10 protein-coding genes and 1 riboswitch are annotated in these 11,872 nt (G+C 69.3%); of the genes, 5 read left to right on the top strand and 5 right to left on the bottom strand.

The window, feature by feature from the left end:
• Position 1: 1 nt before the first annotated feature.
• The 4 genes from infA to trxB form a co-directional block, all read right to left on the bottom strand.
• Positions 2 to 220 (bottom strand): translation initiation factor IF-1, encoded by a 219-nt coding sequence (infA, locus tag HEP74_RS10725; protein WP_004425677.1) that lies wholly within the window; start codon positions 218 to 220, stop codon positions 2 to 4.
• Between the two features lie 94 nt (positions 221 to 314).
• Entirely contained in the window at positions 315 to 1,052 is a 738-nt protein-coding gene (aat, locus tag HEP74_RS10720; protein WP_185816423.1) for a leucyl/phenylalanyl-tRNA--protein transferase, read from the bottom strand.
• Positions 1,053 to 1,082: 30 nt separating this feature from the next.
• On the bottom strand, positions 1,083 to 2,204 hold the full coding sequence (locus HEP74_RS10715) for a GNAT family N-acetyltransferase (RefSeq protein ID WP_185816422.1): 1,122 nt from the start codon (positions 2,202 to 2,204) through the stop codon (positions 1,083 to 1,085).
• A gap of 54 nt (positions 2,205 to 2,258) precedes the next feature.
• On the bottom strand, positions 2,259 to 3,227 hold the full coding sequence (trxB, locus tag HEP74_RS10710) for a thioredoxin-disulfide reductase (RefSeq protein WP_185816421.1): 969 nt from the start codon (positions 3,225 to 3,227) through the stop codon (positions 2,259 to 2,261).
• Between the two features lie 297 nt (positions 3,228 to 3,524).
• Between trxB and HEP74_RS10705 the strand changes: the two genes are divergently transcribed.
• The 3 genes from HEP74_RS10705 to lolA all read left to right on the top strand — a co-directional run bounded on the left by HEP74_RS10705 (position 3,525) and on the right by lolA (position 8,631).
• Positions 3,525 to 5,882, top strand: a complete 2,358-nt coding sequence (locus HEP74_RS10705) for a DNA translocase FtsK (RefSeq protein ID WP_185816420.1) — start codon at positions 3,525 to 3,527, stop codon at positions 5,880 to 5,882.
• A 101-nt stretch (positions 5,883 to 5,983) separates the two neighbouring features.
• Positions 5,984 to 7,930, top strand: a complete 1,947-nt coding sequence (locus HEP74_RS10700; RefSeq protein WP_255427935.1) for a DUF3857 domain-containing protein — start codon at positions 5,984 to 5,986, stop codon at positions 7,928 to 7,930.
• 74 nt (positions 7,931 to 8,004) lie between these two features.
• Entirely contained in the window at positions 8,005 to 8,631 is a 627-nt protein-coding gene (lolA, locus tag HEP74_RS10695; RefSeq protein ID WP_185816419.1) for an outer membrane lipoprotein periplasmic chaperone LolA, read from the top strand.
• A gap of 50 nt (positions 8,632 to 8,681) precedes the next feature.
• On the opposite strand, the gene dmeF is transcribed toward lolA, so the two are convergent.
• Positions 8,682 to 9,770 carry a CDF family Co(II)/Ni(II) efflux transporter DmeF gene (gene dmeF, locus HEP74_RS10690; RefSeq protein ID WP_185816418.1) on the bottom strand — a complete coding sequence of 363 codons (1,089 nt, stop codon included), beginning with the start codon at positions 9,768 to 9,770 and terminating at the stop codon, positions 8,682 to 8,684.
• 180 nt (positions 9,771 to 9,950) lie between these two features.
• Here dmeF and HEP74_RS10685 point away from each other — a divergent pair, with 180 nt between their 5' ends.
• The gene (locus tag HEP74_RS10685) at positions 9,951 to 11,261 is read left to right on the top strand and encodes a replication-associated recombination protein A (protein WP_185816585.1); all 1,311 of its coding nucleotides are present in this window, start codon (positions 9,951 to 9,953) and stop codon (positions 11,259 to 11,261) included.
• 1 nt (position 11,262) lies between these two features.
• Positions 11,263 to 11,333, top strand: a riboswitch (Fluoride riboswitch).
• 111 nt (positions 11,334 to 11,444) lie between these two features.
• Entirely contained in the window at positions 11,445 to 11,864 is a 420-nt protein-coding gene (crcB, locus tag HEP74_RS10680) for a fluoride efflux transporter CrcB (protein WP_185816417.1), read from the top strand.
• Positions 11,865 to 11,872: the final 8 nt, after the last annotated feature.

The following is an 11,872-nucleotide window of genomic DNA, read 5'->3' as shown; positions in this document are numbered from 1 at the left end:
ATCACTTCATGCGGTAGGTGATACGGCCCTTGGTCAGATCGTACGGGGTCATCTCGACCTTCACCCGGTCGCCGGTCAGGATGCGGATGTAGTTCTTGCGCATGCGTCCGGAGATGTGGGCGATGATCTCGTGCCCGTTTTCCAGCTTGACCCGGAAGGTGGTATTGGGCAACGTCTCGCTGACGGTGCCTTCGAATTCGATGGAGTCGTCTTTCGACATGTATTCCTGTGCGATTTCGCGTGCGGCCAAAGGCCTTAAGAGCGGGGATTTTACTCGCCTCGGCCGCCGCATGCAAAGTTTGCGTTAACCCCGCTCAGGGCAAGGCCAGTTCCGCGGCCGCCAGTTCGCCGAAATGCGGCGTCCACGGGCCAGATGGAGCGGGCTTGGCCACCAGCGTGGCGGCCGCGTCGAGGAACGCGGCGCGCGGCCAGCGCTGCGCGCCGAGGCTCAGCAGGTGGTCGTTCTCGACCTGGGCATCGATCAGCGGCCAGCCCCAGCCGTGCAGGCGCCTGGCCAGTGCCGCCAGCGCCACCTTGGAACCGCCGCTGCGCGCGCTGAACATGCTTTCGCCGAAGAACATGCGTCCGCGCGCCACGCCATAGATGCCGCCGACCAGTTCTTCGCCGTCGAACACCTCCACCGAGTGCGCGTGCCCGGCGCGATGCAGGGCGACATAGGCGGCGCTCATCTCGGCGGTGATCCAGGTCCCGTCCTGGCCGCGGCGCGGCGCCTGCGCGCAGGCGGCGATCACCTGCGCGAACGCGGTGTCGGCGCGGACCCGCCACGGCGAGTGGCGCAGCGAGCGGCGGAAGCGCGACGACAGCCGCACCGCGTCGCTGCGGAACACGGTGCGCGGGTCCGGGCTCCACCACATGATCGGATCGCCGTCCGAGTACCAGGGGAAGATGCCGTGCGCGTAGGCATTGAGCAGGCGCGTCGCGGTCAGGTCGCCGCCGATCGCAAGTAGCCCTTCCGGTTCGCGCAGCGCGCTCGCCGCGGGCGGGAACGGGGCGGCCGGATCGGTGGCAAGCAGGGCAGGGAGACGGCGCATCGACGCAGCGTAGCCGATCGGACGGGCGGCTCAGTCCTGGCGGAACGGCGAGTGCCGCAGCAGGGTCGCCGCGTGCTGGCGCACCGCGGCGGTTTCCTCGGCGCACCAGTCGGCCAGCGGCGCGCGGAAGCCGGGGTCGGCGATCCAGTGGCGGCTGCGCACCAGCCGTGGCAGGAAGCCGCGGGCGATCTTGTGCTCGCCCTGCGCGCCGGGCTCGAAGCGGGTCAGGCCTTCGCGCAGGCAGTAGTCGATGCCCTGGTAGTAGCAGGTCTCGAAGTGCAGGCCGGGCAGGGTGTCGCCGCCCCAGTAACGGCCATACAAGGTGTCGCCGCCGCGCAGGCACAGCGCTCCGGCCACCGGCGTTTCATCCATAATTGCCAGGAATATCAGAAAGTTACGCGGCATTTCTCGCGCAAGATGCGAGAAGAACTCCAGCGTCAGCGCCGGCGAATTGCCGTAATCGTCGAAGGTACGCAGGTAGAAGGCGTACATCGCCTGCAGGTCGGCGGCGCTGGCCTCGTCGCCGTGCACGACGCGGAAGCCGATCCCGGCGCGCTGCACCTTGGCCCGCTCCTGGCGGATGTTCTTGCGCCGCTTGTGGTCCATCGCCGCCAGATAGGCATCGAAATCCGCCCAGCCGGCCTCGTTGTGCCACTGGTACTGCACGTCGCAGCGCGCCAGCCAGTCGTCGCCGAACGCGGCTTCATCGTCCGCGCTGTGGAAGTTCACGTGCGCCGAGGACAGGCCGCTGGCCTCGGTCAGCGCCTGCATCGCGGCCAGCAGCGCCTGGCGCCCGGCGCTGTCGCGCGCCAGCAGGCGCGGTCCGGTCACCGGCGAATACGGCACCGCGCACAGCCATTTCGGGAAGTAGTCCTGGCCGTAGCGCGCATAGGCATGCGCCCAGGCATGGTCGAACACGAATTCGCCGTGCGAGTTGGTCTTCAGGTAGCCCGGCGCGGCGGCAACCAGCGCGTCGCCGTCCCACAGGGTCAGGTGCAGCGGATTCCAGCCCCAATCCGGGCGCAGGCAGCCGTGCCGTTCCAGGCCGGCCAGGAACGCGTGCGCGACGAACGGGTTGCGGCCGTCGTGCAGGGCGTCCCAGTCGGCGGCGGCGACCTCGTCGAGCCGGTGCAGCCAGCGCACGCCGCTCATGCCCGCCCGCGCTTGTGCGTTGCGGACGGCATCAGCGGGCGTGTGGCTGCGCGCTCAGGCACCCTTGTCCAGATAGCGCTCGGCATCCAGCGCGGCCATGCAGCCGAAGCCGGCCGAGGTGATCGCCTGGCGGTAGTGCTGGTCGGCGACGTCGCCGGCGGCGAACACGCCCGGCACCGAGGTCTCAGTGGCCGCGCCGCCGAGGCCGGAGCGGATCTCCAGGTAGCCGTTGTTCATCGCCAGCTGGCCGTCGAACAGCTGCGTGTTCGGGTGGTGGCCGATGGCCACGAAGAACCCGTGCGCTTCGATCTCGCGGGTGCTGCCGTCCTGGGTGGACTTGACCCGCACCCCGGTGACGCCGGCCTCGTTGCCCAGCACTTCGTCGATGGCGTGGTGCCAGACGGTCTCGATCTTGCCCGCCGCGACCTTGGCGAACAGCTTGTCTTGCATGATCTTCTCGGCGCGCAAGGTGTCGCGGCGGTGCACCAGGTAGACCTTGCGGGCGATGTTGGACAGATACAGCGCCTCTTCCACCGCGGTGTTGCCGCCGCCGACCACGACCACGTCCTGGTCCTTGTAGAAGAAGCCGTCGCAGGTGGCGCAGGCGGACACGCCGCGGCCCTTGAACGCTTCTTCCGAGGGGATGCCCAGGTACTTGGCGGTGGCGCCGGTGGCGATGACCAGCGCGTCGCAGGTGTACTCGGCGCTGTCGCCGCTGAGCTTGAACGGGCGCTGCGACAGGTCGGCGGTGTGGATGTGGTCGAAGATCACCTCGGTGTCGAAGCGTTCGGCATGCGCCTGCATCCGCGACATCAGGTCGGGGCCCTGCAGGCCATGGGCGTCGCCGGGCCAGTTGTCGACCTCGGTGGTGGTCATCAGCTGGCCGCCCTGCTGCAGGCCGGTGATGACCACCGGCTTGAGATTGGCGCGCGCGGCGTAGACCGCGGCGGTCCAGCCGGCCGGGCCCGAACCCAGGATCAGCAGGCGAGAATGCTTGGCGGAATTGGCGACAGAAGAGCTCATGTATACTCGCGAAGAGGTGGAAATGGCGGCGGATTCGCGGCATCGCGCGGCTTCCGGCTTAGTCGCATAGAGTGGCGGCCGGCCTGGGATGAATCAAGCCGCGTGGCGAGAACGCTGCGGCCTGCGCTCAGCGTGCCGCCTTGCGCACGCCGCGTTGTCCATGCCGCCGCGTCGCGGCAGGAGCGGGCCCTGGACGCTTCAGGCTTCGCTTGCCGATCCGGTGCCGACTGCTGAAATGCCAATCCGATTCGTTTATTATCAAACACTAACGGTGTATTTCTAAGGTCTGGTCATAGCGTGGCGAAGCAGGTTCCGGAACGCGGCAAATCCCAGGGCGCCAACGCGGCCGCACGCAAGCAGGCCGCCGCGGCCAATCCGCGCCGGCAGAAGCTGTGGCGCGACCTGGCGCTGATCGCGATCGCGCCGCTGCTGCTGTACCTGCTGGCCAGCCTGGCCACCTATTCGGCGACCGATCCCGGCTGGTCGCATACCGGCAGCGTCATCGCGCCGGTGCACAACATGGGCGGCAAGTTCGGCGCCTGGATCGCCGACGTGCTGCTGCAGCTGTTCGGCTACGTGGCGTTCCTGCTGCCGGTGGTGATCGGCGCGGTGTCCTGGATCGCGCTGTTCGGCATGGACAGCGATGGCGACGGCGAGGCCGACCTGGGCCCGGCGCTGCGCCTGGTCGGCATCGTCGGGTTCCTGATCGCCGGCACCGGGCTGCTGCACCTGCGCCTGTTCAGCGGCGACGTGGCCGGTGCCGGCGGCATCCTCGGCAAGCTGGTCGGCAGCTCGCTGACCGCCGGCTTCGGCGCGCTGGGCAGCAACCTGTTCGTGCTGGTGCTGCTGCTGGTGTCGATCACCCTGGCCACCGGCCTGTCCTGGTTCGCGGTGATGGAGCGCATCGGCCGCGCGGTGATGACCCTGCCGACGCTGGCGCGGCGCGGCAGCCAGCAGGCCAACGAATGGCAGCAGACCCGCGCCATGCGCGAGGAACGCGAGGAAGTGCGCAAGGTCGATGCGGTGCAGCGCGCCAAGCGCGAGCCGGTCAAGATCGAGCCGCCGCCGGCGCCGGTGGTGGAGAAGAGCGAGCGGGCCAAGCGCGAGCAGCAGATCCCGCTGTTCCATGGCACCGGCGGCGACCAGTCCGGCATCCCGCCGCTGGCCCTGCTCGACGATCCCAAGCCGCAGACCAAGGGCTATTCCGAGGAAACCCTGGAGACCCTGTCGCGGCAGATCGAGTTCAAGCTCAAGGACTTCCGCATCGAGGCGCAGGTGGTCGGCGCCTATCCGGGTCCGGTGATCACCCGCTTCGAGATCGAGCCGGCGCCGGGGGTCAAGGTCAGCCAGATCAGTTCGCTGGACAAGGACATCGCGCGCGGCCTGTCGGTGAAGTCGGTGCGCGTGGTCGACGTGATCCCGGGCAAGTCGGTGGTCGGCCTGGAAATCCCCAACGTCAGCCGCGAGATGATCTATCTGAGCGAGCTGCTGCGCTCCAAGGAATACGACAAGTCGGCCAGCCCGCTGACCCTGGCGCTGGGCAAGGACATCGCCGGCCGCCCGACCGTGGCCGACCTGGCGCGCATGCCGCACCTGCTGGTCGCCGGTACCACCGGCTCGGGCAAGTCGGTGGCGGTCAACGCGATGGTGCTGAGCCTGTTGTACAAGGCCTCGGCCAAGGAACTGCGGATGCTGATGATCGACCCGAAGATGCTCGAGCTGAGCGTCTACCAGGGCATCCCGCACCTGCTGGCGCCGGTGGTCACCGACATGAAGGAGGCCGCCAACGGCCTGCGCTGGTGCGTGGCGGAGATGGAACGCCGCTACAAGCTGATGAGCACGGTCGGGGTGCGCAACCTGGCCGGCTTCAACAAGAAGGTCAAGGACGCGCAGGACGCCGGGCAGCCGATGATGGACCCGCTGTTCAAGCCCAACCCGGACCTGGCCGAGGCGCCGCGGCCGCTGGACACGCTGCCGTTCATCGTCATCTTCATCGACGAATTCGCCGACATGATGATGATCGTCGGCAAGAAGGTCGAAGAGCTGATCGCGCGCCTGGCGCAGAAGGCGCGTGCGGCCGGCATCCACCTGATCCTGGCCACCCAGCGCCCGTCGGTGGACGTGATCACCGGCCTGATCAAGGCCAACATCCCGACCCGCATCGCATTCCAGGTCAGTTCCAAGATCGACTCGCGCACCATCCTCGACCAGTCCGGCGCCGAAACCCTGCTCGGCCACGGCGACATGCTGTACCTGCCGCCGGGCACGGCGATGCCCGACCGCGTGCACGGCGCCTTCGTCAGCGACGAGGAAGTGCATCGCGTGGTCGAGCACCTCAAGGCCAGCGGCCCGGCCGACTACATCGAGGGCGTACTGGACGAGGTGCAGACCATGGGCGATGGCACCGTGGTCGGCGCCACCGGCCTGCCCGAGAGCAGCGGCGGCGGCGGGGACGAATCGGATCCGCTGTACGACGAAGCCTTGCGCATCGTCACCGAGACCCGCCGCGCGTCGATCTCCGGCGTGCAGCGGCGGCTGAAGATCGGCTACAACCGCGCCGCGCGGCTGATCGAGGCGATGGAAGCGGCTGGCGTGGTCAGCCCGCCCGAACACAACGGCGACCGCAGCGTGCTGGCGCCGCCGCCGCCGAAGTGAGACGCACGACGCGGCCCGCATCCTGGTTCACGGCCACCGGCACCGCCCGGCGCAGTGCCGCATGCGATGCTGGCGGCTGGTCCCACCCGCTGCCGTTGCCGATGTCCCGAACCGCCTGCACCCTGCGCCTGTTGCTGTGCGCCGTCCTGGCCGTGGCCGGGTCCGCTGCCGCCGCGCCGCCGCCAGCCGCCGCTGCGGCGGCCAGCCCGGCCGCGGCCACGCCCGAAGTCGCCAACAACTACAGCTACGTGCGCTACCGCGCCGACTACGAGGTGCGCGACGACGCCAACAGCGTGGAGACCGACGAATACGAGCTGCTGCTGAAGACCAAGGCCGGCGTGGACAAGTTCAGCCAGGTGCGGCTGAGCTACAGCGAGAAGCTGGAGACGCTGGAGGTGCTGGCCGCCTACGCGATCACCCCGGACGGGCTGCGCCACGACGTGCCGGCCGACAAGATCTACACCCAGGAAAGCTATTCGAGCGCCTCGGCGGCGATGTACGCCGACCGCAAGGTCAAGGTGGTGGTGTTCCCCAACCTGATGCCGGGCACGCGCCTGGTGTACCGGGTGCGCCGCACCCAGACCGTGCCGTATTTCCCCGGCTACTTCAGCCTGTGGGAGACCTTCAGCGTGTTCTCCCAGTACGACGACGCCACGGTGACCCTGGTCGCGCCGCGGCGCATGCCGATGCATGTCTACACGCGCGGCGTGGACGGCGCCGACAAGCCGAAGATCGACGGCACGCAGGCGCGCTGGGAGTGGCGCTACCAGCGCCGCGAGCCGATGAAGAGCCAGAACTGGGCGGCGGCGACCTGGGAATTCAGCCCGACCATCATGGCCAGCAGCTTCCGCCGCTGGTCGCAGATGGGCCAGGCCTACCAGCGCAGCAGCGGTGTGGCCGCGCAGGTCACGCCGAAGGTGCGCGCCCGCGCCGAGCAGATCACCGCCGGCATCGGCGACCGCCGTGCGCAGGCCGCCGCGCTGTACGAATGGGTGGCGCGCAACATCCGCTACGTGGCGGTGTACCTGGGCAATGGCGGACTGGAGCCGAACAGCGCCGACAGCATCCTCGACAACCACTACGGCGACTGCAAGGACCACACCGTGGTGCTGGAGGCGCTGCTGGCGGCCAAGGGCATCGCCAGCACGCCGGTGCTGATCGGCGCCGAAGGCGGGCCGACCCTGCCCGAGGTGCCGGTGCTCGGCCGCTTCAACCACGCCATCACCTATCTGCCCGAGTTCAAGCTGTACGTGGACTCGACCAATCCCTACGCGCGCTTCGGCCAGCTTCCGGCCGGCGATCTCGGCGTGCCGGTGCTGCACACCGTGGACGGCAGCGTGGCGCGGACCCCGGCCAACGACGCGCGGGTGAACCTGTACCAGGCCGAGGCCGACTACCGCTTCGCCGCCGACGGCAGCCTGAGCGGCACCACCAGGCTGGACAGCGGCCAGATCGGCGAGATCGGCCTGCGCACCATGTTCGTGCAGCTCAATACGCAGAACCGCACCCGCATCGAGGAATCGATCCTGGCCGCGTCCGGCTTCGACGGCAGCGGCGAACTGGAGCTGCAGGGCGCGCCGCAGGACCTGAGCCGGCCGTTCGGCTACGCCTATAAGTTCCGCGCCAGCGACTACGTCGACTTCGGCGTGGTCGGCGGCATGACCCTGCCGCAGATGCCCGGCGCCGATTCGGTGCGCGGGGTCTATGCGACCACCTCGGCCGAGCGCAACCTGACCCCGTTCTACTGCAACGACAACGCGCGCAGCGAGACCTACCGGCTGACCTTTCCGGACAGCGTGCCGATCATCGCGATTCCGGCCGATACCCATTTCCGCAACGCCGCCGGCGAATACGCCGCGACCTGGGTACGCGACGGGCAGACCGTGGTCGCCACGCACACGCTGCACCGGCGCGCGGTGCATGGCCCTGAGGCGCTGTGCCAGCCGCAGGACTACGCGGCGTTCCGCGAGCTGTACCAGCAGGTGCGGCGCGGTTTCCGCAGCCAGATCCTGTACGGCGACCTCGGTCGCATGCAGACCGAACACTGAGCGCCTCACCGTCTGATCGCCTATTCAGCTTGTTCGCGGCACACTTCCCACACTCCATCCGGAACTCCATCCGCATGCTTCGCACACTCCGCTATACCGTCCTCGCCAGCGCGCTGCTGGCCGGCAGCGCCTTCGCCGGCGCGCGCGACGACCTGAACACCTTCACCCGCGGGCTCAAGGGCCTGGACGGCCAGTTCGCGCAGAAGGTCTACGACGGCAAGGGCGCGCTGAAGGAAACCGCCAGCGGCCGCGTCGCGCTGTCGGCGCCACGCCTGTTCCGCTGGGAATACCGCAAGCCCTATACGCAGCTGATCGTCGCCGACGGCGCCAAGGTCTGGGTCTACGATCCGGACCTGAAGCAGGCCACGGTGCGCACTCAGGGCGCGGAGGAGCAGAACAGCCCGCTGACCGCGCTGATCGACCCGGGCAAGCTGGACCGCCAGTACGACGTCAGCGAGGAAGCGGTGGCGCGCGACGGCCTGCAGTGGCTGTCGATGACGCCGAAGGTGGACACCGAGGCCAGCTTCCAGATCGCCAAGCTCGGTTTCGATGGCGGTGGCCTGGCACGGATGGAGGTGGTCGATGCGGTCGGCCAGCGCACCGAGATCAGCTTCAGCGACTGGAAGCGCAACCCGGCCTTCGCCGCCGGCACCTTCCGCTACGTGCCGGACAAGGACGTGGACGTGGTCGGCGACCGCTGAGGCGCCGAACGCCGGCCGCGGCCACGCCGGGCCGGCTCAGCCGGGCCGGCTCAATCAGGGCAGGTCTGCACTTCGATGCTGACGTGCCCCAGCGTCGCCACGCCCTCCAGGCGCGCGTGGTAGAACGCCGCCGGCCGCGGCCGGTGGGTCACCAGCGACACGATCGCCGCATGCTGGCCGGGGCCGATCCGCCACACGTGCAGGTCGGCGATGCGCTCGTCGTCCTGTTCCAGGCGTGCTTTGATCTGCGCCTGCAACGTGGCCGGCGCCGACGCGTCGAGCAGCACCGCGCCGGTATCGCGCAGCAAGCCCAGTGACCAGCGCGCGATGACGATGGCGCCGACGATACCCATCAGCGCATCCATCCACAGCCAGCCTAGGGTCTTGGCCAGCAGCAGGGCCACGATCGCCAGCACCGAGGTCAGCGCGTCGGCCAGCATGTGCACATAGGCCGAGCGCAGGTTGTTGTCGGTATGCGCATGTGCGGCGTGGTCCGCGGCGGCATGCGTGCGCTCGGGCGCGAGGGCATGGACATGAGCGTGCCCGTGGGCATGATCGTCGTGGTCGTGGTCGTGGTCGTGGTCGTGGTCGTGGTGTGCGTGGTGCTGCACGGCTGTTGCGTGACCGTGGCTGGAATCGCCATGCGCGTGCCCATGGCCATGGTCGTGACCATGGTGATGGTCGGCGCCGAGCATCCACGCGCTGACCAGGTTCACCAGCAGGCCCAGGGAGGCGATCCAGATCGCCTCGTCGTAGGCGATCCGCACCGGCTGCGCCAGGCGCAGCGCCGACTCCACGCCGATGCCGAGCGCGATCAGGGCCAGGATCAGCGCGCTGCAGAACCCGGCCAGGTCGCCGACTTTGCCGGTGCCGAAGCTGAAGCGCGGATCGTGCCGGTGGCGGCGCGCGAACCAGTAGGCGAAGCCGGCGATCGACAGCGCCCCGGCGTGGGTGGCCATGTGCATCCCGTCGGCGAGCAGCGCCATCGAGCCGGTCCACCAGCCGGCGACGATTTCCACGACCATCATCACCGCGGTCAGCGCGACCACCGCCCAGGTCCGGCGCGCGTTGCGCTCGTGGCGATCGCCGAGGAAGTCGTGCGCGTGGGTGAAGGCGTCCAGCGTGCGGTGGTGGCTCATCGGGACACTCGCAGGGCAGGGGAACGCAACGGATTGTAGCGGCAGCGTGGCGCCGATCTGCGCTGCCGGCGCCACCGGCAACGCGCGGCCTGCACATGCCGGCGATAGAATGCGCAGGTGGCCAAGCGCAGACTCCTCGCCCCCGATACCCCCGACCTGCTGAGCGTGGATCGCGATGCGATGCGCCCGCTGGCCGAGCGCATGCGCCCGCGCACGCTCGACGAGATGGTCGGGCAGAAACGCCTGCTGGCGCCGGCCAGCGCGCTGCGCCGCGCGGTCGAGTCCGGGCGCGTGCATTCGATGATCCTGTGGGGGCCGCCGGGCTGCGGCAAGACCACCCTGGCGCTGCTGCTGGCGCATTACGCCGAGGCCGAATTCAAGGCGATCTCGGCGGTGCTGTCCGGCCTGCCGGAGGTGCGGCTGGTGCTGGCCGAGGCCGCGCAGCGCTTCGCCGACGGGCGCCGCACGGTGCTGTTCGTGGACGAGGTGCACCGTTTCAACAAGGCGCAGCAGGACGCGTTCCTGCCGCACATCGAGCGCGGCACCATCCTGTTCGTCGGCGCCACCACCGAGAACCCGTCGTTCGAACTGAATTCGGCGCTGCTGTCGCGCTGCCGCGTGCACGTGCTGGAATCGGTGTCGCCGCAGGACATCGTCGAGGCGCTGCAGCGTGCGCTGCACGACAGCGAGCGCGGCCTGGGCGAGGAGGCGATCCGGGTCTCGGACGCGGCGCTGCTGGAGATCGCCAGCGCCGCCGACGGCGACGTGCGGCGCGCGCTGACCCTGCTGGAGATCGCCGCCGAGCTGGCCCAGGGCGAGGACGGCGAGATCACCCCGCAGACCCTGCTGCAGGTGTTGGCCGACCGCACCCGCCGCTTCGACAAGGGCGGCGAGCAGTTCTACGACCAGATCTCGGCGCTACACAAGTCGGTGCGCAGCTCCAACCCGGATGCGGCGCTGTACTGGCTGACGCGCATGCTCGACGGCGGCTGCGATCCGGCCTACCTGGCGCGGCGCCTGACCCGCATGGCGATCGAGGACATCGGCCTGGCCGATCCGCGCGCCCAGCAGATGGCGCTGGAAGCCTGGGACATCTACGAGCGGCTGGGCAGCCCGGAAGGTGAACTGGCCTTCGCGCAACTGGTGCTGTACTTGGCCAGCACGGCCAAGTCCAACGCCGGCTACGCCGCGTTCAACCAGGCCAAGGCCGAAGTGCGCGAGAGCGGCACCGAGGAAGTGCCGCTGCATCTGCGCAACGCGCCGACCAAGCTGATGAAGAATCTCGGCTACGGCGAGCATTACCAGTACGACCACGATGCCGAGGGCGGCATCGCCCTGGACCAGACCGGGTTTCCGGATGCGATGGGCGAGCGCGTGTACTACCGGCCGGTGGAGCGTGGGCTGGAGATCAAGCTCAAGGACAAGCTCGACCGCCTGCGTGCCGCGCGCGAACAGGCGCGGGCTGACAAGGCCAAGCCGCCGCGTTCATAATCGGCAGCAAGGAGATGGCATTCCTCCTCGAACCGCCCGCAGTCCCTGCGCGCTGATGATGCCTGCCCACCCCCCGCCGGGGCGGCAGGCCTGCGCCCCGGCATCGCCCGATCTGGAGACCACGATGCCGTACTTCGTTTTCGTTTTTCCACACCGCCGCGCCGCCGTGCAGCGGGGCCGCGCATGAACTTCGCCCTGTGGTGGCAACAGTTGCTGCTGGCGATGGCCGGCGGTGCGGTCGGCTCCGGTGTGCGCTTCGCCATCGGCAGCGCCTTGCTGCAGCGCTATGGCGCCGGCTTCCCGTGGGGCACGCTGACGGTGAACCTGGTCGGCGCGTTCTTAGGCGGTTTCCTGCTGGTCTGGATCGAAGGCAAGGGCGCCAGCGCGCCGTACTGGCGGGCGCTGCTGATCGTCGGCCTGCTCGGCGGGCTGACCACGTTTTCCTCGCTGATGATGGAGAGCCTGGTGTTCCTGCGCGGCGGCCGCGGCGGCATGGTGCCGATCTACCTGGCGATCACCCTGGCAGCGGGCCTGCTGCTGGTGATCGGCGGCGCCCGCGTGGCCACGGAATTGCGCCCGCCGTCGGCCAGCGCGGCCAACTGAACCGCGCC

The organism is Xanthomonas sp. SS (genome assembly GCF_014236835.1).
Taxonomy (GTDB): Bacteria; Pseudomonadota; Gammaproteobacteria; order Xanthomonadales; family Xanthomonadaceae; genus Xanthomonas_A.
Note: the sequence above shows the minus strand (reverse complement) of the source record. Positions and strands in the feature narration are given on the sequence as shown.

What these genes read in the sequence shown, in the direction of transcription:
- infA (WP_004425677.1), bottom strand. Translation starts at nt 220, where the DNA reads ATGTCGAAAGACGACTCCATCGAATTCGAAGGCACCGTCAGCGAGACG.
- aat (WP_185816423.1), bottom strand. Translation starts at nt 1,052, where the DNA reads ATGCGCCGTCTCCCTGCCCTGCTTGCCACCGATCCGGCCGCCCCGTTC.
- HEP74_RS10715 (WP_185816422.1), bottom strand. Translation starts at nt 2,204, where the DNA reads ATGAGCGGCGTGCGCTGGCTGCACCGGCTCGACGAGGTCGCCGCCGCC.
- trxB (WP_185816421.1), bottom strand. Translation starts at nt 3,227, where the DNA reads ATGAGCTCTTCTGTCGCCAATTCCGCCAAGCATTCTCGCCTGCTGATC.
- HEP74_RS10700 (WP_255427935.1), top strand. Translation starts at nt 5,984, where the DNA reads ATGTCCCGAACCGCCTGCACCCTGCGCCTGTTGCTGTGCGCCGTCCTG.
- lolA (WP_185816419.1), top strand. Translation starts at nt 8,005, where the DNA reads ATGCTTCGCACACTCCGCTATACCGTCCTCGCCAGCGCGCTGCTGGCC.
- dmeF (WP_185816418.1), bottom strand. Translation starts at nt 9,770, where the DNA reads ATGAGCCACCACCGCACGCTGGACGCCTTCACCCACGCGCACGACTTC.
- HEP74_RS10685 (WP_185816585.1), top strand. Translation starts at nt 9,951, where the DNA reads ATGCGCCCGCTGGCCGAGCGCATGCGCCCGCGCACGCTCGACGAGATG.
- crcB (WP_185816417.1), top strand. Translation starts at nt 11,445, where the DNA reads ATGAACTTCGCCCTGTGGTGGCAACAGTTGCTGCTGGCGATGGCCGGC.